The following is a 26,769-nucleotide window of genomic DNA, read 5'->3' as shown; positions in this document are numbered from 1 at the left end:
TGACCGTCGGGTCGGGGAGGTCATCGTGGCGTTCGGTGCCACGTTCGCCGCGTTGCGCCACCGGAACTACCGGATCTGGGCCATCGCCGGTTTCGTGTCCGTGATCGGCACCTGGATGCAGGTCCTCGGCGTCAACTGGTACGTGCTGGCGCGGACCGGCTCCGCCACCTCCATGGGATTCGCGGTGCTCCTGCAGGCCCTGCCCACGCTGCTGCTCAGCGTGTGGGGCGGCGCCCTCGCCGACCGGCTTCCCGCCCGCCCGCTGCTGATCGCGGCCCAGGCGGCACACGCCGCCCTGGCCGCCGGGCTCGCGGCGGTCGCCCTCACGGGCACCGGCGGCCTGCCTGCGGTGTACGCGATCTCCCTGGCCGCCGGTGCCGTATCGGCGATCGAGGGGCCGGTGATGGGCCGCTGGGTCTCGACGCTGGTGAACCGGGACAGCCTCGGCAACGCCCTGGCGCTCGGCTCGCTCACCAACTCCGCCGGCCGCATCCTCGGCATGAGCCTCGGCGCCGTCGTGGTCGCGGCCGTCGGCCCCGCGCTGCTCTTCGCGAGCAACGCCGTCAGCTTCGCGGCGGTGGTGGCGGCCCTGTTCGCGGTACGGGAACGCGACCGGTACGCAGGCGAGCCGGCGACCGAACCCGTACACCCGGACGGCGGTGGCATCCGGGCCGGCTTCCGGTACCTGCTGCGCCAGCCGGTGGTGCTCGTCGCGCTGGCCCTGTCGTTCGTGCTCGGCAGCCTGGGCCGCAACTACCAGGTCACCATGGCGGCGATGAGCGACGGACCGCTGGGCGGGGGCGCCGGCGGCTACGGCTTCCTCTCCACCGTGTTCGCGGTGGGCACCGTGCTCGGTGCGCTCGTGGCCGCCCGCCGCCGCGACCTCGGCTACCGCGTCCTGATCGGCGCCGGACTGGTGGGCAGCGCGCTCCAGATCGTCGCCGGCCTCGCCCCGGGCACCCTGAGCTTCGCGGCGGTCATCCTGCCGATCGCCGCCGCCGCGGTGATCATCGACACGACCGTGGGCGCGCGGGCGCAACTCGACACCGACTACCTGATGCGCGGCAGGGTGCTGGCCGCCCTGGCGGTCACCGGCTCCGTTTCCGCCGCCGTCGGCGCGCCGCTGCTCGGCTGGCTCTCCGAGCATCTCGGGCCCCGGCAGACGCTCGTACTGGCCGGCGCCACCGCGGCCGTCGCCACGGCCGCCGCTGGCGTGGCCCTCGACGGGTTGCGGGGCCGCGAGGTACGCCGTCGGGTGGCGGGTGTGCTGGCCGCTCCCGTGGTGCGGCGTGGTGTGGCGTTGACTGTCCGGGTCATCCGGCCGGCGTCGACAGCGGCGCGTGCCCTGCGGCCCGCCCGGGCCGTCGTCCCGCTATCGCAGATCGCCGCACCCGCCGGCCGCGCCGTGGCGGCCGGGGCCTCCGCGTCGATCGGACGGCCGCTGCCACCCCGGCCGCCAGTCGGCCGGCCCGCCCCAGGGCCGCACATCCACGTGCCGCACCGGTCGGCAGCGTCGTCGACCAATGCGCCGCCCCACGTCGCGGCCCTCCCCGGACACGACGATCCGGGTGGGCGTGACGAGGTCGGCGTCCAGGCTTCGGGAGCGCCCGCGCCCGCGCCGTGCGGCCGGGAACGGTGCGCGCCGGAGCCCTGCGGGGCGGCCGGGTAGCGGCGCCGGGCTCCCCTCGATGATCGACTCCATTTCGCCGATATGGCGGTGTCCCGGGGGGTTCGATACCGCCAAATCGGCGATCTGGTGTGGATCACGCGCCTGATCAGGCGGCCGCCGATCGGGATGGCGCGTGGTCCGGGGCCGGCCTGATGACGCGTGCGGCTCGATAGTCGGACGGCCCGCCGGTCGGGCGGCCCTCGCCGAAGAGGCTTGGCGGCAGAGGCCGAGCGGTCCGGGGTCGGGGTGGGGTGGTGACTGCCCGATGATCCACACGATTTCCCCGAAGTAGCGGTGTCCGAGTGGCCTGGATACCGCTACTTCCTGGAAATGGTGTGGATCACGGGTGGCCAGGTGCTCCCGTGATCAGAACGACCGGCGACTCGGGATCGGCCCGACGAACCCGCGGGCCGATGACTGACCGCCGGCCGGGCTCGCGTCGACACGGAGGCGTCCGTCGGCCTGGTGGCACGGTGCCAGGCGGGGTCGGTGGTCCGGCTGCCCGTCCAGGGTGGCCCCGGCGGGGGCGGCCGGGGCGGAGGCCGAGCTGGCGGTGGTGCGCCCTGCTTGATGATCGACACCATTTCGCCGAAGTCGCGGTGTCAGGGTGGCCCGGATACCGCTACTTCCAGGAAATGGTGTGGATCATGCGCCGACTCAGGCACCCCGCCCGGCGATCGGGTGGCCTGTCGACCGGGTGGCCCGTCGACCGGGTCGCGCGGCCTCGGGGCGGCTCGACGCCTGGCTGCCCGTCCGCCCGTCATGGACGTGGTCTGGGCGGCTCTTCTCGGCGACACGGACGCCCCGGCGCACGTACCCGTCGACACAGTGGTGCCCGCCGCCCCGCGCGGCGGGCACCACTGTGTCCACTGGGATCAGTGCGCGAGGAGCCGGTGCGCCTCCCGGATCTTGGCCCACGACTTGGGCTCCACCGGCGGCGCCGCCTTGCGGGCCGCCGAGCCCGGCACGTCCGGCCGGCCAGCGGTGAACAGCCAGGTGGTGAAGAAGTCGGTCAGGTCGAGCCCGGAGATGCGCTCGGCGAGGGCCTGGAACTGCGCGATGGTCGCGTTGCCGTGGCGGTGCGCGGCCGTCCAGGCGGGCAGGATCTCGAAGAACGCGTCGTCGCCCACCGCGAGCCGGAGCTGGTGCAGCGCCATCGCGCCCCGGTCGTAGACGGCGTCGTCGAAGATCCGGCCCGCGCCCGGGTCACCGGGCGGCACCTGCCAGAACTCGGAGTCCTCCGGGTAGCTGGCGTACGTGAAGTCGAACAGTTCCTGGGCGGTGCCCTCGCCCTGCTCCTCCGACCACAGCCACTCGGCGTACGAGGCGAAGCCCTCGTTGAGCCAGATGTCCTGCCAGCGGGCGACCGACACCGAGTCGCCGAACCACTGGTGCGCGTTCTCGTGCACCACGACCGAGGTGTTGGAGCCGCGACGCCAGAAGCCCGGGCCGTACACCGGCCGGGTCTGCGTCTCGAGCGCGAACGTGATGCCGTCGACCGGCCCGGCGACGCCGCCCTGCGCCTCGAACGGGTACGGGCCGAAGATGCCGCTGGCCCACGCGACGATCTCGGCGGTCCGCTCGATGCTGGCCCGGGCGGCCGGCGCCAGCTCACCGAGGCTGGTGCTGTAGGCGTTCACCACGGGCTGGCCGTTGGGCGCGGTGTCGGTGACGATGTCGTACTGGCCGATGGCGAGGAAGGCGAGGTACGTGGCGGTGGGGGAGGTCGTGCGCCAGCTCCAGCGGCTGCGGTTGCCCGCCTCGGCCAGCGGCGGCCGGGGCTGCACCCCGTTGCTGACCACCTCGACGCCGGTCGGTACGGACACGGAGACGTCGTAGGTGGCCTTGTCGAGCGGGTGGTCGTTGCTCGGGAACCACCACCAGGCCGACTCGGGCTCGTTCACGGCGAGCGCCCCGTCGTCGGTGCGCGTCCAGCCGGTGTAGCCGCCGACCTCGGTCTCGGACGGCACGCCGGCGTACCGGACCACGATCGTGAGGTCCTGGCCCTTCGTGATGGTGCGGCTGGGGGTGACCACCAGCTCGTGGGCGCCCTCGGTGCGGGTGGTGGCCGCCCATCCGTTGACGCGGACCGACTCCACGTCGAGCAGGAAGTCCAGGTTGAACCGGGACAGGTCCTGCGTGGCCCGGGCCAGGATCGTGGTCGTGCCGCTGAGACGGTCGGTGCCGGGGTCGTAGCGCAGGCGGACGTCGTAGTGCTCGACGTCGTAGCCGCCGTTGCCGTAGTCGGGGAAGTAGGTGTCGCCCAGTCCCGGATCGCCGGGTTGCGGTACGGCGGCGGTGACGGTGGGCCGGCCCCAGCCCGGTAGGGCTGCGTGGGCGGGGGTGCCGGCCACCATGGTGCCGGCGCCGGTGAGGGTGACGGCCGCGACGGCCGCCCGGAGAACTCGTCGCACGGTGTGGACTCCCTCCATCGGGGTGTTCGCCCGCCCAACCTAATCGACGGCGATGAACCTGTCCGTCCCGGCGCGCTGTTGCGGCTGTTCACTTGATCTAAATGTTTCGATAGCATTACCGCCTGGTAACAACCGTTCCACCCCTGGCCACGCGCGCGGTCACGGATCCCACCACCCCTGCCCTGTGGAGGTCCGTCATGCCCCACCGCCCGCTGGCCCGCGCCCTCGCCGCGCTGGTCGCCCTGCTCGCCGCAACGCTCGGCGCGGTGTTCGCCGCCCCCGTCGCCGCCGGCGCCGCCACCACGAACCAGACCGCCACCGCGAACGCGAACCAGACCGCCGCCGCGAACCAGGCCACCGCCGCCGTCAACTACGTCGCGCTCGGCGACTCGTACTCCTCCGGCGTCGGCGCCGGCCCGTACGACTGGTCCACCTGCCTGCGCAGCCAGAAGTCGTACGCCCCGCTCTGGGCCGCCGCCCACGGTGTGTCCAACTTCGCGTTCCCGGCGTGCGGCGGCGCGGTCACGGCCGACGTCATCAACGGCCAGGTCGCTGCGCTCAGCGCCAGCACCACCCTGGTCACCATCACGATCGGCGGCAACGACGCCGGGTTCGCCGACGTCATCACGAGCTGCCGGTTCGGCAGCACCTCGACGTGCACCAACGCCGTCAACGAGTCGCGGGCGTTCGCCACCGGCACCCTGCCCGGGCGGCTCGACGCGACGTACGCGGCCATCCGGACGCGGGCGCCGAACGCCCGGCTGATCGTGCTCGGCTACCCGCGGTTGTTCGAGCTCAACTCCTGCGGGTGGCTCGCCATGAGCGTCTACAAGCGGACCATCCTCAACGACGCGGCGGACCTGCTCGCCACGGTCATCGCCGGCCGGGCCGCCGCGGCCGGGGCCACGTTCGTCGACACCCGGCCGTACTTCGCCGGCCACGGCGTGTGCGCCGGTGACCCGTGGATCAACGACATCAGCGGCGTCATCGAGGCGTACCACCCGGATGCCGACGGCTACCGGTACGGCTACCTGGCGGCGCTGAACGCGGTCACCGGCTGACGTACGACGGCGGCCGGCGGTCCGGTACCGGACCGCCGGCCGCCGCGTGTGCGTCGGTCAGCGCGCGGGGACCGGGACGAGGTCCTCCGTGGGAGCGGGCGCCACGGTACGCCCCGCGGCCCGGCGGCCGGAGGGGACGAACAGGGCGGCCACGGCGGCGGCCAGCGCGATGCCGGTGAGCAGCAGGAAACCGGTGGTGAAGCCGGCCTCCCGGGGCAGGCCGCCGGCCTGCGGGTGGGCGGTGACCACGCTGCTCACCACCGCGGCGCCGATCGCGCCGCCGATGGTACGGATGTTGGCGTTCATGCCGGTGGCCACGCCGGTCTGGCCGGGCGACACGTTGGCCACGATGAGGTTGGCCATGGAGGCGAACGCCAACCCGATGCCCACGCCGACGAGGGCGCCGGCCAGGCCGATCTCAAAACGGGTGTCGTGGGCGACGGTCAGGGTGGCCGAGGCGAGCACGTTGAACACCGCGCCGGTCGCCAGCTGCGCCTTGGCGCTGAACCAGGCCGACAGCCGGCCGGCCGCGAGGCCGGCCACGAACATGCCGACCAGCATCGGCAGCATGAGCAGCCCGGCCTGCGTGATGCTGGCGCCGAAGCCGTAGCCGGCGCTCGGCGGGGTCTGTACGAACTGCGGCACGAACGCGTACACGGCGAACATCGAACCGCCGTAGAGCAGGGCGACCAGGTTGGTGGTCCAGACGCCCGGCAGGCGCATCATCCGCATGTCGATCAGCGGGTTCGCGGAGCGCACCTCGGCGACCAGCCAGGCGACGAGCAGGACGGCGGCGAGCGCCAGGAGGCCGGCCACTCGACCCGAGGTCCAGCCCCAGGTCGCGCCCTTGCTGACGGGCAGCAGCAGCGCTACGAGCCAGCCTGAGAGCAGCAGGGTGGCCAGCCAGCTGATCCGGCCGGGCGTGCGGATCGGCGACTCGGGTACGAACAGCCGCGCCGCGAGCGCCGTCAGCCCGACGACGACCATGGGGATCCAGAACAGCCAGCGGTAGCCGAGGGCGGCGACGATCGGGCCGGCCAGGACGACGCCGAGACCGCCGCCGGCGGCGATGATCGCGGAGATCGCCGCGACGGCCGAGCTGACCCGCGCGGCGGGGAACTCGTCGCGGATGATCCCGAAGGAGAGCGGGAAGACCGCGCCGCCGATGCCCTGCACGACGCGGGCGATGATGAGCACGCCGATGCTGGGCGCGATGGCTGCCAGGAGGCAGCCCAGCGCGAGCGCGGCGAGGGAGACGACGAGCATCCGCCCCTTGCCGACCATGTCGCCGATCCGGCCGAGGATCGGCGTGAAGATCGACGCGGACAGCAGGTAGGCGGTCAGCACCCAGGTCACGGTGTTCTGGGACGTGTGCAGGTCGTGCTGGATGGTGGGCAGCACCGGGGTGATCAGCGACTGGAGCATCGCGAAGAAGCCGGCGCCGGCCGCGAGGACGAGGAAGGTCAACCGGCGCGAGCCGCGTCGGATGGTCTCGGTCACGGAGGGAACTCCCGTTTCGGGTACGAGGAATGGGTGTGCCGGTGGCGGTGGGTGCCGCCGGCCGGTGTCAGGTCGGAGGGAGCGCGGTGGCCGCTCGGGCGGACCGTGTGGCGGGGTTCGGCGGCGCGGCCGGGCCGATCTCTCGGCGGTGGCGGCGCGAGCTGCCGCTGTCGAGCCGGATCACGGGCATGACGGCTCCTCGGTCTGAGGGTCTGGGTCGCCGGTCTCGCTCGGTGGGACCGGCCCGGAAGTCCGGAGTAAGCTATCCGGAGGCGCGGCTCCGGTCAGTTCCGGAGGGGCGCCTCCACTAAGCTATCGGAGGGGTGCCTCCGGTTGCAACCGAGGAGAGGTGACGTCCGTCATGGCCAGCGCCGACCAGCTGGGGGAATACCTCACGCGGCGTCCGAAGCGGGCCGACGCCCGCCGGAACTACGATGCGCTGGTCGCCGCGGCCCGGGAGGCCTTCGCGGCCGGCGGCGTCGACACCTCCCTGGAGGAGATCGCCCGCCGGGCCGGCGTGGGCATCGGCACCCTCTACCGGAACTTCCCCAGCCGCCGGGAGCTGTTCGAGGCGGTCTACGTCGACGAGGTCCAGGCCCTCAGCCGGTCCGCCGCCGACGTGGCGCACCTGCCCCCGTGGGACGCCCTCGCCGCCTGGCTGAACCGCTTCGTGGCGTACGCGGCGACCAAGCGGGCGCTCGCCGAGGAGTTGGCGCACAACTCCGAGGTCTTCCGCCGCTGCCGCATCGAGATCTACGCCGCGGGGGAGCCGATGCTGCGTCGCGCCCAGGAGGCCGGGGTGGCCCGGGCGGACGCCACCTTCGACGACGTGCTGCGGCTCATCAGCGGCATCGTGGCCTTCCAGTTCCCCGAGCCGGGGCAACGTGACCGCGTGCTCGCCATCGCCCTGGACGGCCTGCGCTACCCGGCGGCCCAGGGCTGACCAACGGCGCCCCAAGGTGCCAGCGGGCGTCCGCCCGGCGGGCCGGCCGCGGAAGCCCACGCCGGTGACCCGGGATGTCAGCGGTGGGCGGTGCGGGGCCGGTCCCACGGGCCGGTGATGGCGAACACGTAGCCCGGGGTCTGGATGTTGGCGAAGAGGATCCTCCCGTCGGCGCTGAAGGTCGGGCCGGTGAACCCACTGCCGTTGAGGTCGTTGCGGGCCAGCGGGTACGCCCTGCCCTGCGCGGTGACGCCGACCAGGTGGGACACGCCCTCGCCGTCCTCGGCCAGGATCACCCCGCCGTACGGGGAGGCGGTGATGCTGTCCGGTCCGTCGACGGCGTGGCCGTCCTCGTCGGGGTTCCGGTGCACGCCGAAGACGGTCGTCAGGGTGACCGTCTCGGTCTTCGGGTCGTAGAACCAGACCTGGCCGTCGTGGTCGGCCGTGCTGCCGTCGTCGGTGCGGGCGAAGCTCGCCACGAAGTACGCCCCGCCGTCGCCCCACCAGGCGCCCTCCAGCGTGTGGCTGCGCGTCACCTGGTCGTCGGTGAGCTGCCGGCGTACCGGGACGGTCCGCGCGTCCCGGTCCGGCACGTCCAACCAGGTCACCCGGTACCGGGTGCCGGGCCTGGTGGCCTCGGCCAGGTCGGCGACGTGCCGGCTGCCCTGCCAGCAGCTCATGGCCGCGAGATCGCCCACGGTGCCGCCGTCCGGGCGCTGGGCGAGGGCGCGCATGGCGCCCTTGCCGGCCCGGAAGCGGTGCGGCGGGGTCCACCGGTAGTAGAGGCCGTTCGGGCCCGCGGCGTCCTCGGTCAGGTAGATCGAGTGGGTGTACGGGTCGACGGCCACCGCCTCGTGGGCGAAGCGGCCGAGGAACGTCAGCGGGATCGGGTCCAGGTTGGCGGACCGGTCGTGCGGGTCGACCTCGAAGACGTAACCGTGGTCCCTGAGGTAGCGGCCGCCCGCGCGCTGCTCGCTCTCCTCGCAGGTCAACCACGTGCCCCAGGGGGTGATGCCGCCGGCGCGGTTGTTGTGCGTGCCGGCCAGGCTCACGTACTCGCGCAGTCGCCGGCCCTCGGCGTCCACCTCGATGGTGGTCGTGCCGCCGCCCGCGCCCGGGTCGTACGTGAGCCCGGCCAGCGCCGGCACCGGGAACGGCTCGTCGCCGCCGACCTCGTGGTTGTTCACGAGGACGGACCCGTCGCGGCCGAGGAAGCAGCCGGTGCCGTCGGCGGCGCTGGGTGTGCGCTGGCCGGATTCGAGTGTGGTCACGCCGGCGCGGGCCACGATCGTGTACGAGAAACCCGGCGGCAGGGCCAGCAGGCCGGCCGGGTCCGGCACCAGGTCGCCGTAGCCGACCGCCGCACTGCTCGCGGCCGGCGCCACAGCCGGTCCCGCGATCGCCTCCAGGCTGGCGCCCACCACGACGCCGAGACCACCGGCCGCGCCGGTGCGGAGCAGCGTGCGCCGGGACGTGGGGGAGGAGGTCACGATCGTTGCCTTCCTGTCGCGCGTTCATCGGGTACCGCGACACAGGCAAGTGACGTGGAGGGAACGGCCGCTGCCCTCGTGCCGGTCCTCGGGTGAACAGTGGGTCAACGCTTGGCGCGGGCGCCCTGCTCAGGCGTCCGCTATGCCAGATCGTGCCCTGGCCGGAACTTCACGTTACCGCCGCGTAACTTGTCATTGACGTTTCTGAATTGTTGCCCGCATCATCGATCCACGGTCGATCGGACACCCCACCCGTCCCCCGGTTCCGCCGGGTGCCTCCCACCGGAGGTGCAGCCATGCTGCTCCGAAAGACCGCCCTCACCGTCGCCCTGACCACCGCCGCCGTCCTGCTCGCCCCGGCCGCCGCCGGCGCGGCCCCGGCACCCGACCGCGCCGCCGCGGCCCCGGCGCCCCACCGGGCCGCCGCGGCGCCGCCGGACCGGGCCGTGGCGACCACCGCCGCCGCGCGGACGGTCATCGTCGTCGGTGGACTCAGCGGGATCGCCGCCGCCTACGAGCCGCTCGCGGCCCGGCTGCGCGCCGACGGTCACCGGGTCTTCGTCTACCAGCTGCCCGGGCTCGGGCTCGGCGACATCACCGCCTCGGCCCGGGCGTTCGCCGGCTACGTCGACCAGGTCCGGGCCGTCACCGGCGCGGCCACGGTCGACCTGGTCGGCCACTCCGAGGGCGGGCTCGTGTCCCGCTACTACCTCAAGCGGCTGGGCGGCACGGCCGCCGTCGGCCGCTACGTCAGCCTCGGCAGCCCGCAGTACGGCACGTACGTGGCGAACATCCTGGCTTTCCTCGGTCTCGGCAGTTGCGCGGGCGTCGTCGCCTGCCAGCAGATGTCGATCGGGTCGGCGTTCCTCGCCGACCTGAACGCCGGCGACGACACACCGGGCCCGGTCCGGTACACGGCCGTGCGCACCCTCCAGGACGAGCTGGTCCGGCCCGTCGACAACGCCACCCTCCGGGACGGGGCCACCAACGTGCTGATCCAGGCGTACTGCCCGCTGCGCGTCGTGGGACACCTCGGGCTGGTGCTCGACGGAACCACGTACACCGTCGTCCGCGACGCCCTCGCCGGCGCCCCGGTGAACCCCTCCTGTTTCGCGCTCTGACCACGACCGGCGGGCCGGTCACCGGCCCGCCGGCCCGGCCGGTCAGGTCGCCTTCGCGAGCGCCTCGAACTCGTCGTCGGTGAGCTGCACCTCGGCGGCGGCGACGTTCTCCTCCAGGTGCGCCACCGAGGATGTACCCGGGATGGGCAGCATCACCGGCGACCGGCGCAACAGCCACGCGAGCGCGAGCTGCGCGGGCGTGGCGCTGTGCTCCGCGGCGATGGCGTCGAGCGGCCCGCCGGGGCGGGCCAGGTTGCCGGTGGCGATCGGGAACCACGGGATGAACGCGAGATCGTTGCGCTCGCAGTGCTCGAGCACGTCCTCGAAGTGGCGGTCGGCCAGGTTGTAGAGGTTCTGCACCGACACGATCGGCGTGATCCGCCGGGCCGCCTCGACCTGCTCGACGGTCACCTCGGACAGGCCGACGTGCCGGATCTTGCCCTCCTGCTTGAGTAGCGCCAGCTCGCCCAGCTGGTCCTCCAGCGGGACGGTCGGGTCGATGCGGTGCAGCTGGTACAGCGGAATGCAGTCGAGGCCGAGGTGGCGCAGACTCAGCTCGCACTGCTGGCGCAGGTACTCCGGGCGCCCCAGCGGGCGCCAGTCGCCCGGGCCGGCGCGGGTGAAGCCGGCCTTGGTCGCGATGACCAGGTCGTCGGTGTACGGGTGCAGCGCCTCGCGGATCAGCAGCTCGGAGACGAACGGCCCGTACGAGTCGGCGGTGTCGATGAACGTGACGCCGAGCTCGACGGCCCGGCGCAGCACCCGGACGGCCTCCGCCGGGTCCTTGGGGTCGCCCCAGACACCCGGCCCGGTGAGCTGCATCGCCCCGTAGCCGAGACGGTCGACCTGGAGGTCGCCGCCGATCCGGTAGGTGCCGGAGGCCTTCGCGGGCTGCGTGCCGGCCGTCATTGCCATGCCTGGTCCTCCATCGCTGGAATGCTCCTCACGCAAACGTAGTGCGGTGTCCACGTGCCTTCACCGTGATCCGCCACCGCGCGCCCCGACGACCGGTGACGCGAGGCGGCGTCGGCTACGCGCTAGCGGGCCACCCCCCGACTCTGCTACCCCTGATCGAGGTCGATGCACGGCGGGGAGGCCGGAATGTGGGGGCGGTCGAGGCCGGATCCGCTGCGGCGGCTCCGCGGGCGGAGGGACAGGCCGGCCGGCGCCGGGCCGTCCGACGCGGCTGACGACGCCGAGGTGCTGTTCCAGCTGGCCGTCACCGTCATGGGTGTGGCCGAGCGGTCCGGCGACTACCGGATGGCCGATCAGGCGCAGGCCCTGTTGGAGCGGGCGCTCGCGCTCACACCGGCCGGCCGGCCGGAGCGGCCCGCGTACCTCACCGCGCTCGGCCGGGTGCACCGCGACCAGTTCCTCCACCTCGGCTGGCGCGGCGGCCTCCAGGCGGCGATCGACACGCACCGGGAGAGCCTGGAGTCGACGCCCCCGGGCGCACCCGAGCGGGCGGAGCGGCTGTTCCACCTCGGCAACGTGCTCGGCGACCGCTACGGGTTGACCGGCGACGAGGCCGTGCTGCACGAGTCGGTCCAGCTGCTCGACGAGGCCGCGCGCGTCGCCCCGGACGGCTCGCCGCTGCGGGCGATGGCCCGCGTCAACCTCGCCCAGCGGCTGCGGGACCGCTGGCGGCGACGCCGTGACCCGGCGGACCTGCACCGGGCCGTCGACACGCTCGGGGCGGTGGTTGCGGGCGGGGCCGACCCGCGGATCGTCGCGCTGCACGCCACGCTCACGGCCGAACGCTTCGCGTACACCGGCGCCCTCGGCGACCTGGACGCGGCGATCGGCGCCAACCAGGCGGCCCTGGCCGGCGGGGACCTGCCCGACGAGTGGGGCGGCATCGTGCGGGTGAGCCTCGCGGCGCTGGTCGGCGAGCGGCACGAGCGCCGGCACGACCCGGCCGACGTGGACGCGGCGGTCGAGGCGTACCGGGCGGCCGTGGACGGCGGACCCCGCCACGGCGGGCCGGACCGGGCCGCGCTGGCACAGGCCGCCGGCCGGATGCTGGAGGCCCGCTACGAGCGGCACCGGCGGGCCGACGACCTACACGAGGCGCTGCGGCTGCTGCGGGAGGCGGTGGCCGGCGCCGACGATCCGGTCGACCGGGCGCAGCGTCTCGGCGACCTCGGCTACACGCTCGGCCGCTGGCACGCCGACCTGGCCGGCGTCGCGTCCCAGCGGGAGGCCGTGGACGTGCTGACCGAGGCCGCGCGGCTGCTCCCGGCGCGCCATCCGGGCCGGCCCGACCTGTCGAACAACCTCGGCAACCTGCTGCGTGAGCTGGCCGAGCAGGCGGGGGAGCACGAGTTGCTGGAGCCGGCCGTCGCCGCGCTGCGCGCCGCCGTCGACGGGGCGGGGGACTCGCCGAAGCTGCCCCGTTACCTGTCCAACCTCGGGCTGGCGTTGCACCTGCTCTTCGGCCGTACGCAGGACGCGGCGACCCTCGCCGAGGCGATCACGGTGCTGCGTCGCGCGGTCGAGGCGTCACCGTCGGGACACCCGTACCGCCTGGAGACCCTCACCAACTACGGGTCCGCCCTGAACCGACGGGCCGAGCTGGCCGTCGACGACGCGCCGTCGCCCGGCGCGTCGCCCGCGGCCGAGGCGGCGCAGGACGCGCGGACCGCGGTCGCGGCGCTGCGGGAGGCGGCCGACCTCGCCCGGCGGGAGGCCGAGCCCGCGGAGCGTGCCCTGGTCGTCGGCACCCTCGCGCTCGCCCAGTTCCTGCGGTACCGGACCGCCGGTGACGCCGCCGCCCTGGACGAGTCCATCGCCCTGCTCCGGGGCCTCACCGAGGCGCTGCCGCCGTCCGCCCCGGGCGGGCACCGGCTGTTCACGAACCTCGGCAACGCGCTGCTCACGAGATTCCGACGGGCCCCCACCGGCCGGGACGCCACCGACATGCTGACCGCGTACCGGGCCGCGGTGGCCGCCGTGCCCGACGAACACCCGGACCGGACCATGTGCCTGCGGAACCTGGCTGCCGCGATCGAAGCGATCAGCGGCCCCTCGGGCGACGGGGACGCCGACCCGGGCGGCGCGGACCTCCCCGCCGTCGACCCGGCGGAGGCGACCGCCGCGCTGCGTGCGGCGGCCGCGGTCGAGTCGGCCCCGTCGCTGCTCCGGGCCGAGGCCGCGGAACGTTATGCCGCCCGCGCCGCGCAGGCCGGGGACCTGCCGGCGGCCCTCGACGGGTACGCCACCGCGATCGAGCTGATCGACCTGGTCGCCTGGCACGGCATGGACCCCGACGACCAGGCCCGGCTGCTCGCCCGGTTCCCCCACCTCGCGGGCGACGCCGCGGCGGTCGCGGTCGCGGTCGGCCGGCCGGAACGCGCCGTGGAGCTGCTCGAGTACGGCCGGGGTGTGCTGCTGACCCGCGCCCACGACGCCGGGGCCGACCTCGCGGCCCTCCGGGAGCGGGCGCCCCGGCTGGCTGCCCGGCTCGCCGAGGCGCAGGCCGCGCTCGACGGCCTCGACGCGGCCGGCGCGATCGGGTCGGGCCGCGTGCCCGCCGTCGCGGCGCCGGCCGGGCCGGCGGGTGGGTCGGCGGGCGGGCCGGAACGCCGGCACGAGCTGGCCACCCGCCGCCGTGAGCTGCTCGCCGAGATCCGTGGCCTGCCCGGATTCGACGGCTTCCTGCGCCCACCCCCGTTCGCGGAGCTGGCGCGGTCGGCCGACGGCGGCCCGGTCGTTCTCGTCAACGTGGCCGCCCGGCGCTGCGACGCGCTGGTGGTCACCGGCGGCCGCGTCGAACCGGTGCCGCTGCCGGACCTGACCCTCGACGACCTGGTGGGGCGGGTCGCCGCCTTCCTCACCGCCGTCGCCGAGGTGACCGGAGCGGCGAGCGTCACCGGGTCGGCGGCGCAGCGGCGTCGCGCGGCCGCCCGGCGGGGCATCGCCGACACGCTGGACTGGTTGTGGCGGGTCGTGGCGGCCCCGGTGCTCGACGCGCTCGGCCCGGCCGCCACCGGCCCGGACCAGCCGCGGGTGTGGTGGTGCCCGACGAGCCTGCTCACCCTGCTGCCCCTGCACGCCGCCGCGCCGATCGGTGGCGGGGACGGGGTGCTCGACCGCGTCGTGCCCTCGTACACCGCGTCACTGCGCGCGCTGCGGCACGCGCGCCGCGCGGTCCCGGCCGGCGCGGCGCCGGTCACCTCGGCGCTCGTCGTCGGCATGCCGCAGACACCGGGCCTGCCCGACCTGCCCGGCGCGGCCCGGGAGGAGGAGATCGTCCGCCGGCACGTGGCCCACGTGACGGCGCTGACGGGCCCGGCGGCCACCCCGGCGGCGGTGCTCGCGGCGCTGCCCGAGCGGCCGGTCGCCCACCTCTCCTGCCACGGCAGCCAGGACCTCGCCGCCCCCACCCGGGGCCGGCTCGCGCTGGCCGGCGGGCCGCTGCACGTCCGGGACCTGTGGCGTCCGGCCGGCGGGTCGGCCGCGCTCGCCGTCCTGTCGGCTTGCGACACGGTACGCGGCGGCGCCCGCCTTCCGGACGAGGCGCTGACCCTCGGCACCGCCTTCCAGCTGGCCGGGTTCCGGCACGTGATCGGCGCCCTGTGGTCCATCTCGGACGCGCTGACCGTGCAGCTGTGCGCCGAGTTCTACGCGGGGCTCGCGGTGCCCGGCGGCATCGACCCGGAGCGCGCGGCGCGGGCCCTGCACCGGGCGGTGTGCCAGATGCGCGCCGCCCTGCCCGGCCTGCCGGACCTCTGGGCCGGCTACGTCCACATCGGCCCCTGACCGGCCGGGCGTCAGCCCGCCGGGGTGGACGGGCCGGCGGCGGCCGTGGGGCCCGCGCCCGTGGGGCCGGCCACGGTCGGGGCGGACGAGGCGGCGGCGCCCGCGGCCGCGCGTCCCGGCGCGTACCAGGTCACGCCCACGGCCGCGACCAGCAGGGCCGTGCACACCAGCACCAGCCGCACCCCGGTGCGCAGCGCCCGGGCCGCGGCCACCGCCTCGCGGTGGTCACCGAGCGGGGCCGGTGGCAGCGCGGCCACCGGTGTGACGGTCAGCGGCCCGTGCGCGGCGCGCAGCAGCGCCAGCGCCCCGGCCACCCCGGCCGCGACCGCGGCCAGGAGCAGCACGCCGACCAGGCCGCCCCACCCCGGTGCGAGGGCGGTGACGTCGGAGCGGCCGCGGATCAGGCTGAACCCGACCAGCGCGGCCAGCAGCCCGCCCAGCCCGTTGCGCCACGACAGCGCGGCGGCCCGGACCCGCGTCAGCTCGCCACGTAGCAGGCCGGCCAGCTCCTGCGCCCGGCGCAGATCGGCGACGGTGGCGGGCGGCCCCGGGCGTAGCCGGATCACCGGTCGACCTCCAGCAGCAGCGTCCAGTACGCGCCGCAGCCGGACAGTCCCGCCGGCCGTGCCGGGTGGTCGGCCTCGCACGTGCACAGCAGGGTGCGGTAGCCGGGATCGTCGCCCGCACCGGCCGCCTCGTGCCGGTAGACCTCGTCCACCACGGGGACGGTGATCGGGTGCCGGCAGCGCGGGCAGTCCCCGCTGAGCAGCACCGCCGGCCCGAACTCCCGGGCCGTGAACGTCTCGGCGGCGCGGGCCGCGTACCCGTCGTCGGTGACCTCGGCGTAGGGCAGCGGGCCCAGACCCGCCACCGGCTCGCGATCCTGCAACGCCTGCCTCCCGATCCCGGCCCGTACGGACCGTCCACGGTAGTCGCCGCGGGCGCGCCGGTCACCCGCCGCGCGGCCCCACCGGGCCCCGGTGGGCCGGCGTCGGGAGGGCGACAGTCGGGCCGCAACCGCCCAGCCCGGAGGAAACGGGGCGGACCGGCGAGCCGGATTCGTCGAGCGCCCGGTGCGGCGGCGCGGCCCGTGCGACGCTGGGCCCGTGCCGGCGACGCCGCCCGCCCGGGCGGGCGGCCACCGGCGGTGCCACGGCGGGAAGGGGCAGCCCATGGCGGGAGTGCCGCAGGTCGACTTCGCGCTCGACACGTACGAGTGCATCGTGCTGTATCCCGGCGCGGCCGGGCGGGCCCTGCCGGCCGAGACGATCCAGCGGCTGCAGGCCGAGCACGCCGAGCACATGCAGGCGTTGCAGCGGCGGGGGATCATCCTGGTCGCCGGTTCGGTCGACGGCCCGGCTCGTAACCCGGAGCCGCCCATCGGGTTCGGGCTGGCCCGCACCGGTTCGGTGGACGACGTGCGCAGCGTGATGGAGGCCGACCCGGCGGTGCAGGCCGGTCTCTACCGGGTCGACGTGATGACCTTCCTCTGCCCGGCCGGCTCGCTGGACTTTCCCCTCGCCAAGACCGAGAGCTGACCCCGGCGGCGGGCCCGCCGCGCGCCCCGGGAGCCCGTTCCGGTAGCCGGGCGCCGGCCGGCCGCCGTCGCGGCCACGGCCTGCCCGGGAGGACCCCGGTGGCCGGCGCGGCCGGGGGGCGTACGATTCCCGGCGCGCGGTCGCCGTTGCCCGCCAGCCACAACGTTCCCCGCTGCGGTCCCGCCCGCCCATGAAGGCGCGCGCCGCGCGACGGTGGAGAATTGTTCCGCAGCCCGCAAGGGGTCGGTCAGCAGCCCGACCCGGAGGAGAGACTAGCCTGATGGGCGTGACACGCCGCGCGAAGATCGTCTGCACTCTCGGCCCCGCAACCTCGTCCCCGGAGCGCATCCGGGGGCTCGTCGAGGCCGGGATGAACGTGGCGAGACTCAACTTCAGCCACGGCACCCACGCCGACCACGAGTCCGTCTACCGGCTCGTCCGGGAGGCGGCCGAGGCCGCCGGTCAGCCCGTGGCCGTCCTCGCCGACCTCCAGGGCCCGAAGATCCGCCTCGGCAAGTTCGCCGACGGCCCCTACGAGTGGCGCACCGGCGACTCCGTCGTGATCACCAGTGACGACGTCATCGGCACCAAGGAGCGGGTCTCCTGCACCTACAAGAAGCTGCCGCAGGAGGTGAAGCCCGGCGACCGGCTGCTGATCGACGACGGCCGGGTCGCCGTCGAGGTCACCGACGTGCAGGGCAACGACATCCGCTGCCTGGTCACCGAGGGCGGGCCGGTCTCCAACAACAAGGGCGTGTCCCTGCCCAACGTGGCGGTCAGCGTGCCGGCCCTGTCGGAGAAGGACGCGGAGGACCTGCGGTTCGCCCTGGGGCTCGGTGTCGACATGATCGCCCTGTCGTTCGTCCGCTCGGCCGACGACATCAAGCTCGTGCACGCCATCATGGCCGAGGCCGGGGTGCAGCGGCCGGTGCTCGCGAAGGTCGAGAAGCCGGAGGCCGTGGACCACCTGGAGGCCATCGTGCTGGCCTTCGACGGTGTGATGGTCGCCCGCGGCGACCTCGGCGTCGAGCTGCCGCTGGACCAGGTCCCGCTCGTGCAGAAGCGGGCCGTGCAGCTCTGCCGGGAGAACGCGAAGCCGGTCATCGTGGCCACCCAGATGCTCGACTCCATGATCGAGAATTCCCGCCCGACCCGCGCCGAGGCGTCGGACGTGGCCAACGCGGTGCTCGACGGCGCGGACGCGGTGATGCTCTCCGGCGAGACCAGCGTCGGGAAGTACCCGGTGCTGACCGTCAGCACCATGGCCAAGATCGTGACGACCACCGAGTCCGGCTCCATCGCGGTGCCCCGGCTCCAGCACGACCCGCGTACGCACGGCGGGGCGCTCACCGTGGCCGCCTCCTCGATCGCGCGGGCCATCGGCGCCAAGGCGATGGTCGCCTTCTCCCAGACCGGCGACACCGTCCGGCGGCTCAGCCGGCTGCACTGCGACCTGCCGCTGCTGGCCTTCACGCCCGTGCCAGAGGTGCGCAACCAGCTCGCCCTCTCCTGGGGCGTCGAGACGTTCCTCATGCCGTTCGTCGAGCACACCGACGACATGTTCCGCCAGGTCGACCAGGCGCTGCTCGGCCTCAACCGCGCCAACCCGGGCGACTACGTGGTGATCGTGGCGGGCAGCCCGCCCGGCACCCCGGGCTCGACCAACACGCTGCGCGTACACCAGCTCGGCTCGCTGGTCGACGCGGCGTCGGCGCGGGCGCTGCAGTGAGCGGTCCGACGGTCGCGGTCGGCCAGGCCGCCGTCGACCAGCTGCTCGAGGTGCTCGACCTCGAGCACACCGGCGAGATGACCTTCCGGGGGATGAGCCCGCCGGTGGGGCCGCAGCGGGTGTACGGCGGGCAGGTCGCCGGCCAGGCGCTGGTGGCCGCCGGCCGCACCGTGGACGCGGAGCGTTTCGTGCACTCGCTGCACGGCTACTTCGTCCGGCCCGGTGACCCGGCCGAGCCGATCGAGTACCAGGTGGAGAACGTCCGCGACGGCCGCTCCTTCTCGGTACGCCGGTCGGTGGCCCTCCAGCACGACAAGCCGATCTTCTTCATGTCGGCCTCGTTCCAGCGCGCCGAGGAGGGGCTGGACCACCAGGCGCCCGCCCCACCGGACGTCCCCGGCCCGGACGAGGTGCCCACCATGACCGACCGGCTCGCCCGCTACCCCGAGCGGCTCGGCATCTGGGCCCAGATCCCCCGTCCCATCGACGTCCGCTACGTCGGCGAGCCCGGCTGGGTACGCCCCGGCGACCGGCCCGCGAACCCGCACCAGCGGGTCTGGATGCGCATCGACGGCAAGCTGCCGGACGACCCGCTGCTGCACGCCTGCGCGCTCACGTACGCCTCGGACCTGACGCTGCTCGACTCGGTGCTGTCCGTGCACGGCGAGGTGTGGGGCCCGGGCGGCGTCGTCGGGGCGAGCCTCGACCACGCGCTGTGGTTCCACCGGCCGTTCCGCGCGGACGAGTGGTTCCTCTACGACTGCTGGAGCCCGTCGGCGTCCGGCGCGCGGGGGCTGGCCACCGGCCGGATGTTCACCACCGACGGCCGGCAGATCGCCAGCGCCGTGCAGGAGGGTCTGCTGCGCCGCGTGGGCGACTGAGCGCCGGCGGGCCGCCGAGGGGCGGCGGCCGGGGCGGCCGGACGGGCGGCTAACCTTGCCGCATGCGCCTCTCCGCCCGGGTCGACTACGCCCTTCGCGCGGCCGTCGAGCTGGCGGCCACGGCCACCGGGCCCGGCCGGAGCCGACCGGTCACCGCCGAGCAGATCGCCCGGGCGCAGGAGATCCCGCCGAAGTTCCTGGAGAGCATCCTGCTCCAGCTGCGCCGCGGTGGCATCGTGCACGCTCAGCGCGGCCCGGAGGGCGGCTACTGGCTGGCCCGTCCCGCGAACGAGATCTCGCTGGCCGAGGTCATCCGCGTGATCGACGGGCCGCTCGCCCACATCCGCGGGCAGCGGCCCGAGCAGCTCGGCTACCACGGCGCGGCGCGCGCCCTGCAGGAGGTCTGGATCGCCCTGCGCGCCAGCGAGCGGGAGATCCTGGAGCTGGTGACCGTCGCCGACGTGGCGGGCGGCGCTCTTCCCGCGCGGGTCACCGAGCTGGCGGCCGACCCCCGCGCCTGGACCTGAGTCACCGGTAGCCGGTGACGGCGCGCCGGCCCGTCCCATCCATCGATCAGGCACTTGACCGGAGCCCGTCCGTGCCGCATTGTCGACCAAGCCGATAGGACTTGCCGAAAAGTCAGGGGAGCTCGTGCGCAAGCTACTGGTCCTCGCCCTGGTCGGGCTCGCCGCGCAACTGGTCGACGGTTCCCTCGGGATGGCGTACGGGCTGACCTCCTCGACCCTGCTGCTCGTCGCCGGGGTCGCCCCGGCCGCCGCGTCCGCCTCGGTGCACCTCGCCGAGATCGGCACCACGCTCGCCGCCGGCGTCGCGCACTGGCGGTTCGGCAACGTCGACTGGCGGGTTGTGGCCCGCATCGCCGTGCCGGGCGCGCTCGGCGCCTTCGCGGGCGCCACGTTCCTCAGCTCCATCTCCACCGAGTCCGCCGCGCCGTGGATGGCCGGGATCCTGCTGGCGCTCGGCGCGTACCTGCTGATCCGGTTCTCCCGGCCGCTGCGCGCCGCCCGCGCCGCCGGCCGGCTGCGCGGCCGGTTCCTCGGCCCGCTCGGTCTGGTCGCCGGCTTCGTCGACGCGACCGGCGGCGGTGGCTGGGGTCCCGTCGCCACCCCGGCGCTGCTGGTCTCCGGGCGGCTGGAACCGCGCCGGGTGATCGGCTCGGTGGACACGGCCGAGTTCGTGGTGGCCGCCGCCGCGAGCGCCGGCTTCCTCATCGGCCTCGGCTCCGAGGGCTTCCTGCTGCCCACCGTCGCCGCACTGCTGGTCGGTGGCCTCATCGCCGCGCCGGTGGCCGCCTGGCTGGTGCGGATCGTCCCGGCCCAACTGCTGGGCGCCGCGGTCGGCGGCGTGATCGTGCTGACCAACGCCCGGACGCTGCTGCGCGTTGGCAACGTGGGCGGCGGCCTCACGGCCCTGACGTACGGGCTGCTCGCCGCCGGTTGGGTCGCCGCCCTGGCCCTGGCCGTGCGGGCGCTGGGGGGCACCCGCCGGGCCCGGGCCTTGGCCGGCGCCGCCCCCGGTAGCGCCGCGTCGCGCCCGGTGGCCGTCGGCGCCGACGTCTGACGCCCCGGCCCGTCGGGTGATCAGCGCGCCCCGGCGTGCCGTCACACCGCGTGACGTCACGGAACGTCACCTCCCGCCGGACCCGCCCCACCGCCCCTTCCGACGCTTTGCTCTGCACCCGCCGATGCACCACCGCGCTGAGCTGCCGCTGGAGCGGAGTGGCCGCGAATCGGCGCAGCGGTGACGGTCACGCACCGTGCCTGGTGCATCCAGGGGTGCAGAGCAAAGGCGCCGACGGGGGATGTCGACGCCCTCCGGCGCGGTGACGCCCCGTGACGAGCGGTGACCGGGATGGCGGTGCCGCGAGGTCAGCGGGCCAGCAGCTCGTCGGCCCCGGTCCGCAGCAGCTCCCACGCCTCGTCGACGTGCGCCTCCGTGGTGTACGGCGAGCCCACCGCCAGCCGCAACGTGTGCGCACCGTCCACCCGCGTGTGCGTGAGGTGCACCCGGCCGGTGCCGTTGACCCGGGCCAGCAGCGCGGCGTTGACGTCGTCGCCGCTACGCAGCCGGAAGCAGACCAGCGAGAACGGATGCGGCGCGGCCAGCTCGAACCGGTCGTCGGCGCGGACCCGGTCGGCGAAGCGGGCGGCCAGCTCCACCCCGCGGCGGACGTGCGCCCGCAGCCCCTCCACGCCGTACCAGCGCAGCACGAACCAGAGCTTCAACGCCCGAAATCGGCGGCCCAGCGGCACCTGCCAGTCCCGGTAGTCGATCACCGCGCCGGACTCCGTGGCCGCGTTGCGCAGGAACTCCGGCATCACGGTCAGCGCCTCGATGAGCTCACCCCGGTCCGCCACCCAGAACGCGTCGCAGTCGAAGCCGGTGAGCAGCCACTTGTGCGGGTCGAAGCAGTACGAGTCGGCGTGCTCCAGGCCGGCGTGCGACCAGCGCAGCTCCGGGCAGACCGCCGCGGCGCCCGCGTACGCGGCGTCCACGTGCAGCCAGATCCCGTACTCCGCGCAGATCGCCCCGATCTCCGGCAGCGGGTCCACGGCCGTGGTGGAGGTCGTCCCGATGGTGGCCACCACGATCGCGGGCACGTCACCGGCCGCCCGGTCCGCCTCGATCGCGGCCCGCAGCGCCTCCGGGCGCATCGCCTGGCTGCCCGGGTCCACCTCGACCGCCCGGACGCCGTCGGCGCCCAGCCCGGCGATCCGGGCCGCCTTCTCGATGGAGGAGTGCCCGTGCGTCGACGTGTACGCCCGGTACCGCCGGTCGACGCCCACCTCACGCCACCGCCCGCCGCTGGCCCGGTGCAGCGCCGCGAGCGTGGCGACGAGGGTGGCCGAGGACGCCGAGTCCTGGATGACGCCGCCGCCACGGGTGTGCGACCGGAACCGCTCGGGCAGGTCGAGCAGCCCGGCGAGCCAGTCCATCATCACCGTCTCCAACTCCGTGCAGGCCGGGCCGGTGGCCCAGAGCATGCCCTGCACGCCGAGGCCGGAGCTGACGAGATCGCCCAGCACGCTGGGGCCGGAGGTGTTGGCCGGGAAGTACCCGAAGAAGCCCGGATGCTGCCAGTGCGTCAACCGCGGCGCGATCAGCGCGTCCAGGTCGGCCAGGACCGCGTCGACCGGCTCGCCGTGCGCCGTCGGGCCGGGCGGCAGGGCCGCCGCCACCGCGCCCGGCGGGTCGGGCGAGACCACCGGGCGTCGCCCCAGCGTCGACCAGTAGTCGGCGATCCAGTCCACCACGGCGTACCCGGCACGCCGGAACTCCTCGGGATCCATGTGCGCAGCCACCCGTGGAGTCGATCAACAATGTGGCCGGCTGGCAAGAGGGCGACCCGCCCCCGGCGGCAGGCACCGGGCCGCGGCCGCGGAATCCGCACAGCCCCGGCCCGGTGCGCCACACCGCGGCATCCCCGACCCGTCCCGACCGGGGATGCCGTACCACCACCGGCACCAAACCTAGGCGGCGTCCGGGTCGCGGGGGTGACGCCGGCGTGAAGATCGTGTTTCAGGCGTTCCGGCGCAGGCCGCCGGCCACCTGCTCGGCGATCAGCTCGTACGAGCGCACCCGGTCCTCGACGTCGTACACCATCGTGGTGATCATCAGCTCGTCCGCGCCGGTGCGCTCCAGCAGCTCGGACAGCTGCCGCCGTACCGTCTCCGGCGAACCCATGGCCTGCCCCTCCCGGCGCTGCACGACGAACTCCCGCTCCACCTCGGTGTACGGGTAGGCCGCCGCCTCCTCCGGCGTCGCGAGCGGCGCCGGACGACCCGACCGCAGCTTCAGGAACGACAGCGCCCCCGGCCCGGACAGCCACTCCGCCCGCTCGTCGGTGTCCGCGCAGATCGCGTTCACCGCCACCATGGCGTACGGCTTGTCCAGCCACTGCGACGGCCGGAAACTCTGCCGGTACAGCGCCAGGGCGGGCAGGGTGTTCTGCGCGCTGAAGTGGTGCGCGAACGAGAACGGCAGCCCGAGCAGGCCGGCCAGCTGCGCGCTGAAACCACTCGACCCGAGCAGCCAGATCGCGGGCTGCAGACCCCGACCCGGGGTCGCCGTGATCGGGCCCGGCTCCTCGCCGCTGAAGTAGTTCATGAGGTCGGCCAGCTCGCGGGGGAAGCCCTCGGCCGACAGCCCCTCCATGGTCCGGCGCAGCGCCAGCGCGGTCACCTGGTCGGTGCCGGGGGCGCGGCCGATGCCCAGGTCGATACGGCCCGGATGCAACGCCTCGAGGGTGCCGAACTGCTCGGCCACCACCAGCGGCGCGTGGTTGGGCAGCATCACGCCACCCGAACCGAGCCGGATCGTCGAGGTCGCCGCCGCGAGGTGCGCGATGAGCACGGCCGGCGCGGAACTCGCGATGGCCGGCATGTTGTGGTGCTCGGCCACCCAGAACCGGTGGTAGCCCAACTCCTCGGTGCGCCGGGCCAACTCGGTCGTGTGCCGCAGGGCCTCGCCGGCGGAGGCGCCGGTGGCGACCGGCGCAAGGTCAAGAACGGAGAGCGGTACGTCGATCACACGCTTCGCCAACCCGTCGCGTGCCGGATTTGTTCCCGCAAGCGACTCAGCCCACGCCGCGCGCCTGCTCGAAGATCAGACTCGTCTGCGTGTGCTGCACCGCCGGATCCACCGCCAGGTGGTCCAGCACGAAGTCCCGCAGCGCGTCGGCCGACGCCGCCCGTACGTGCAGCACGTAGTCCTCCGCACCGGCCACGTGGAACACCGACACCACCCCCGGGAACCGCACCGACCGGGCCCGGAACGCGTCCACCACCGGCCGCTCGTGCGCGCTGAGCCGGACCGACACCAGCGCCTGCAACGGCAGGCCCAGCGCCGCCGGGTCGATCTCGGCGTGGAAACCCCGGATCGCCCCGCTCTCCCGCAGCGCCCGGGTACGCGCCAGACACGTCGACGGCGCCACCCCGACCCGCTCGGCGAGCGCGTTGTTCGGCAGCCGCCCGTCGGCCGCCAACTCGGTGAGGATCGCGCGGTCGACGTCGTCGAGGGCCGGAAACGACCGCAGATCGTTCGGTGCAGGGGTCATGCGAGCATCCTCCACCGAACGCAACCCTTCCTCAAATGCCATTCACAGAATCATGTTCGGATCTCTTGCGTGACATCAGCCTGATGTTCGACGCTTCCGCCATGACGACCGTGGACACCCGCGCCGTACACGCCGGACGCGACGACCTCACCGCCCTCGGCGTCCACGTCCCACCCATCGACCTGTCCACCACCAACCCGCTGCCCTCGGTCACCGCCGGCGGCGACGCCTACGAGAACCTCGCCACCGGCGGGACGCTGACGCCCGGCGACAGCGCCGTCTACCAACGGCTCTGGAACCCCACCGTGGCCCGGTTCGAAACCGCCCTCGCCGACCTCGAAGGCACCACCGCGGCCGTCGCCTTCGCCAGCGGCATGGCGGCCCTCACCGCCACCCTGCTCGCCGCCACCCGCGACGGCCACCGGCACGTCGTCGCCGTCCGCCCCCTCTACGGCGGCACCGACCACGTCCTCGCCACCGGCCTGCTCGGCACCACCGTCACCTGGGCCCGCCCCGACGAGGTCGCCGCCGCCGTACGCCCCGACACCGCGCTCGTCGTCCTCGAAACCCCGGCCAACCCCACCCTCGACCTCGTCGACATCGCCGCCGTGGCCCACGCCGCCGGCGCCGTGCCGCTGCTCGTCGACAACACCGTCGCCACCCCGGTGCTCCAGCAACCCGCCCGCCACGGCGCCACCCTCGTCCTGCACAGCGCCACCAAGAGCATCGGGGGGCACGGCGACGTCCTCGCCGGCGCGGTCGCCTGCGACGACGCCTGGGCCACCCGCCTGCGCCAGGTACGTGCCGTCACCGGCGCCATCCTCCACCCGCTCGGGGCGTACCTGCTGCACCGCGGACTCCAGACCCTGCCCGTCCGCGTCCGCGCCCAGCAGTCCGCCGCGGAGAAGCTCGCCGCCTGGCTCGCCCACCACCCCGCCGTCGAACGCGTGCACCACCCGTCCGTGCAGGACCCCGCCGGGCTCGTCGGCCGGCAGCTGAGCGGCACCGGCAGCCTGCTCGCCATCGAGGTACGCGGCGGCGCGCCCGCCGCCGCCACCGTCGCCGGCGCCTGCCAGCTCATCACCCACGCGGTGTCGCTCGGCGGCGTGGACACCCTCATCCAGCACCCCGCCTCGCTCACCCACCGCCCCGTCGAGGGCGACGCGAAACCGGCCGGCGGCCTGCTGCGGATCTCGGTCGGTCTCGAGGACCCCGAGGACCTGCGCGCCGACCTCGCGCAGGCGCTCGCCCGGATCGGCTGACCACCACCCGCGCGCGGGGGCGGCTCAGGCCAGGTCCCGGCCCGCCAGCACCCGCCGCGGTGAGCCCTCCCGGGCCACCCGCAGCATCGCCCGGCCGAGCCGGTCCGTGGTCGTCACCTGGTTCGGGAACAGCCGGCGCAGCAGCGGGAAGAGCGGACGGGTCACCGCGTACCCGAGCCGGTACCAGCGGGTCTTCGACACCACCCCGTGCGTCGGCTGGATAAATCCCGGTCGCGCCGCGTACCCGCGAGGCAGCAGGTCGAGCACCGCGTTCTCGGTACGACCCTTGACCCGCGCCCACATCACCCGCCCCCGCTCGGACGAGTCGGTGCCCACGCCGGAGACGTAGACGAACGTCGCGGCCGGGCTCACCTGCGCGAGCACCCGCGCCGCCGCCACCGGGTAGTCGTAACTGATCCGCGTGTACGTGGCCTCGTCCAGGCCCAGCGACGACACACCGAGGCAGTAGAAGCAGGCGTCCACGCCGACCAGGTCCTCGCGTACCCCGTCCAGCTCGCCGACGTCGGCCAGGACGATCTCGCGCAGCTTCGGGTGCCGCGCCCCGGTCGGCGTCCGCCCGATCACGAGCACCTCGCGGACGTCCTCGGCCAGCAGGCACTCCCGCAGCACACCCTGCCCCACCATGCCGGTGGCGCCGAAGACGACGATCCTCACCGGCCTGCCGCCGTCCCGCCGCCGGCCGCCACGAGCCGGGCCACCGCGTCGGTGACCACGTCCCGGCGCCGCGCCAACGCCTCCGGCCCGTCGGTGGGCGCCAGTTCGGCCGAGCCGAGCAGGGACAGCCCGATGACGAGCAGCAGCAACTCCTCCGGCGGGTAGCGGTCCGGCAGTTGGCCGGCACGCTGGGCGGCCGCGATGGCCGCCGCCTTGTCGGCGTTCGAGGCCACCACGGCCGGCGGCAGCGCGGCCATGCCGCCGCGTTCGAGGGAGTGCCACAGCAGCAGGCGCAGCGCCTGCGGATGCGTCTGGTTGCGGTCGAACAGACGGCCCGCGTACCCGGGCAGGTCGGCCGGGTCGATCGGTACATCCGCGACCGTGCTCACTACCAGCGCGTCGAAGACCGCGTCGAAGAGCTGGTCCTTGTTGCCGAAGTAGGCGTAGATCAGCGCCTTGTTCGCGCCCGCCGCGGCCGCGATCCGGTCCACCCGCGCCCCGGCGATGCCGCGCTGGGCGAACTCGTCGGCCGCGGCGGCCAGCAGCCGGCGCCGTGTCTCCTCTGCATCCCGGGCCATGCCGGCCACGATAGCCGACTAACCAGTTAGTTGCATAACCGCCGCGCGTCGTGCTTCACTCGACCAGGTA

Annotated in this window: 22 protein-coding genes; 11 read left to right on the top strand and 11 right to left on the bottom strand. The window is 74.7% G+C overall.

Annotation, left to right across the window (positions count from 1 at the left end; genetic code table 11):
• The first annotated feature begins 25 nt into the window (after positions 1–25).
• Entirely contained in the window at positions 26–1,669 is a 1,644-nt protein-coding gene (locus D7193_RS13520; protein WP_241562976.1) for an MFS transporter, read from the top strand.
• 875 nt (positions 1,670–2,544) lie between these two features.
• On the opposite strand, the gene D7193_RS13515 is transcribed toward D7193_RS13520, so the two are convergent.
• Entirely contained in the window at positions 2,545–4,083 is a 1,539-nt protein-coding gene (locus D7193_RS13515; RefSeq protein ID WP_120780388.1) for a M1 family metallopeptidase, read from the bottom strand.
• Positions 4,084–4,280: 197 nt separating this feature from the next.
• Between D7193_RS13515 and D7193_RS13510 the strand changes: the two genes are divergently transcribed.
• A complete protein-coding gene (locus D7193_RS13510) occupies positions 4,281–5,144 on the top strand; it encodes an SGNH/GDSL hydrolase family protein (RefSeq protein ID WP_120779826.1) in 864 nt (287 codons plus the stop codon).
• A gap of 57 nt (positions 5,145–5,201) precedes the next feature.
• Here the strand turns inward: D7193_RS13510 and D7193_RS13505 are convergent, their stop codons facing one another.
• The gene (locus D7193_RS13505; RefSeq protein WP_120779825.1) at positions 5,202–6,644 is read right to left on the bottom strand and encodes an MFS transporter; all 1,443 of its coding nucleotides are present in this window, start codon (positions 6,642–6,644) and stop codon (positions 5,202–5,204) included.
• Between the two features lie 361 nt (positions 6,645–7,005).
• On the opposite strand from D7193_RS13505, the gene D7193_RS13500 reads away from it, so the two are divergent.
• Positions 7,006–7,587: a TetR/AcrR family transcriptional regulator gene (locus tag D7193_RS13500; protein WP_174242634.1), complete on the top strand. Its 582-nt coding sequence runs from the start codon at positions 7,006–7,008 to the stop codon at positions 7,585–7,587.
• Between the two features lie 77 nt (positions 7,588–7,664).
• On the opposite strand, the gene D7193_RS13495 is transcribed toward D7193_RS13500, so the two are convergent.
• Positions 7,665–9,077, bottom strand: coding sequence for an alkaline phosphatase PhoX (locus D7193_RS13495; RefSeq protein ID WP_120779823.1), 1,413 nt, complete (start codon positions 9,075–9,077; stop codon positions 7,665–7,667).
• A 296-nt stretch (positions 9,078–9,373) separates the two neighbouring features.
• On the opposite strand from D7193_RS13495, the gene D7193_RS13490 reads away from it, so the two are divergent.
• A complete protein-coding gene (locus D7193_RS13490; RefSeq protein ID WP_120779822.1) occupies positions 9,374–10,198 on the top strand; it encodes a lipase family alpha/beta hydrolase in 825 nt (274 codons plus the stop codon).
• 42 nt (positions 10,199–10,240) lie between these two features.
• Here the strand turns inward: D7193_RS13490 and D7193_RS13485 are convergent, their stop codons facing one another.
• Positions 10,241–11,107, bottom strand: a complete 867-nt coding sequence (locus tag D7193_RS13485) for an aldo/keto reductase (protein ID WP_120779821.1) — start codon at positions 11,105–11,107, stop codon at positions 10,241–10,243.
• 291 nt (positions 11,108–11,398) lie between these two features.
• Between D7193_RS13485 and D7193_RS34595 the strand changes: the two genes are divergently transcribed.
• Positions 11,399–14,959 (top strand): CHAT domain-containing protein, encoded by a 3,561-nt coding sequence (locus D7193_RS34595; RefSeq protein ID WP_147434381.1) that lies wholly within the window; start codon positions 11,399–11,401, stop codon positions 14,957–14,959.
• 11 nt (positions 14,960–14,970) lie between these two features.
• Here the strand turns inward: D7193_RS34595 and D7193_RS13475 are convergent, their stop codons facing one another.
• Both D7193_RS13475 and D7193_RS13470 read right to left on the bottom strand, forming a co-directional pair.
• Positions 14,971–15,525 (bottom strand): hypothetical protein, encoded by a 555-nt coding sequence (locus D7193_RS13475; protein ID WP_120779819.1) that lies wholly within the window; start codon positions 15,523–15,525, stop codon positions 14,971–14,973.
• Positions 15,522–15,848 carry a hypothetical protein gene (locus tag D7193_RS13470; RefSeq protein WP_147434380.1) on the bottom strand — a complete coding sequence of 109 codons (327 nt, stop codon included), beginning with the start codon at positions 15,846–15,848 and terminating at the stop codon, positions 15,522–15,524. Before D7193_RS13470 ends, D7193_RS13475 begins: the two co-directional genes overlap by 4 nt.
• A gap of 283 nt (positions 15,849–16,131) precedes the next feature.
• On the opposite strand from D7193_RS13470, the gene D7193_RS13465 reads away from it, so the two are divergent.
• The 5 genes from D7193_RS13465 to D7193_RS13445 all read left to right on the top strand — a co-directional run bounded on the left by D7193_RS13465 (position 16,132) and on the right by D7193_RS13445 (position 20,688).
• Positions 16,132–16,497, top strand: coding sequence for a YciI family protein (locus tag D7193_RS13465; protein ID WP_120779817.1), 366 nt, complete (start codon positions 16,132–16,134; stop codon positions 16,495–16,497).
• Positions 16,498–16,777: 280 nt separating this feature from the next.
• On the top strand, positions 16,778–18,226 hold the full coding sequence (pyk, locus tag D7193_RS13460) for a pyruvate kinase (RefSeq protein ID WP_120779816.1): 1,449 nt from the start codon (positions 16,778–16,780) through the stop codon (positions 18,224–18,226).
• On the top strand, positions 18,223–19,107 hold the full coding sequence (locus D7193_RS13455; RefSeq protein ID WP_120779815.1) for an acyl-CoA thioesterase: 885 nt from the start codon (positions 18,223–18,225) through the stop codon (positions 19,105–19,107). The genes pyk and D7193_RS13455 overlap by 4 nt, the downstream gene beginning before the upstream one ends.
• A gap of 62 nt (positions 19,108–19,169) precedes the next feature.
• On the top strand, positions 19,170–19,634 hold the full coding sequence (locus tag D7193_RS13450) for an RrF2 family transcriptional regulator (RefSeq protein ID WP_120779814.1): 465 nt from the start codon (positions 19,170–19,172) through the stop codon (positions 19,632–19,634).
• Positions 19,635–19,758: 124 nt separating this feature from the next.
• On the top strand, positions 19,759–20,688 hold the full coding sequence (locus D7193_RS13445; protein WP_120779813.1) for a sulfite exporter TauE/SafE family protein: 930 nt from the start codon (positions 19,759–19,761) through the stop codon (positions 20,686–20,688).
• A gap of 308 nt (positions 20,689–20,996) precedes the next feature.
• Here D7193_RS13445 and D7193_RS13440 read toward each other — a convergent pair whose 3' ends face one another.
• From D7193_RS13440 to D7193_RS13430, 3 genes are all read right to left on the bottom strand, one after another.
• On the bottom strand, positions 20,997–22,430 hold the full coding sequence (locus D7193_RS13440) for a pyridoxal-dependent decarboxylase (RefSeq protein WP_241562975.1): 1,434 nt from the start codon (positions 22,428–22,430) through the stop codon (positions 20,997–20,999).
• Positions 22,431–22,647: 217 nt separating this feature from the next.
• Positions 22,648–23,658, bottom strand: a complete 1,011-nt coding sequence (locus tag D7193_RS13435) for an LLM class flavin-dependent oxidoreductase (RefSeq protein WP_174242617.1) — start codon at positions 23,656–23,658, stop codon at positions 22,648–22,650.
• 46 nt (positions 23,659–23,704) lie between these two features.
• Positions 23,705–24,184, bottom strand: coding sequence for an Lrp/AsnC family transcriptional regulator (locus tag D7193_RS13430; RefSeq protein WP_120779810.1), 480 nt, complete (start codon positions 24,182–24,184; stop codon positions 23,705–23,707).
• A gap of 83 nt (positions 24,185–24,267) precedes the next feature.
• Between D7193_RS13430 and D7193_RS13425 the strand changes: the two genes are divergently transcribed.
• Positions 24,268–25,446, top strand: coding sequence for a trans-sulfuration enzyme family protein (locus tag D7193_RS13425; protein WP_120780387.1), 1,179 nt, complete (start codon positions 24,268–24,270; stop codon positions 25,444–25,446).
• Between the two features lie 24 nt (positions 25,447–25,470).
• On the opposite strand, the gene D7193_RS13420 is transcribed toward D7193_RS13425, so the two are convergent.
• A complete protein-coding gene (locus tag D7193_RS13420) occupies positions 25,471–26,121 on the bottom strand; it encodes a Rossmann-fold NAD(P)-binding domain-containing protein (protein WP_120779809.1) in 651 nt (216 codons plus the stop codon).
• Positions 26,118–26,699 carry a TetR/AcrR family transcriptional regulator gene (locus tag D7193_RS13415; protein WP_120779808.1) on the bottom strand — a complete coding sequence of 194 codons (582 nt, stop codon included), beginning with the start codon at positions 26,697–26,699 and terminating at the stop codon, positions 26,118–26,120. Before D7193_RS13415 ends, D7193_RS13420 begins: the two co-directional genes overlap by 4 nt.
• Positions 26,700–26,769 lie beyond the last annotated feature (70 nt).

This window comes from Micromonospora costi (assembly GCF_003626655.1).
Taxonomy (GTDB): Bacteria; Actinomycetota; Actinomycetes; order Mycobacteriales; family Micromonosporaceae; genus Micromonospora; species Micromonospora costi.
The sequence above is the reverse complement of the archived record's forward strand: the minus strand, read 5'-3'. Positions and strand labels throughout refer to the sequence as shown.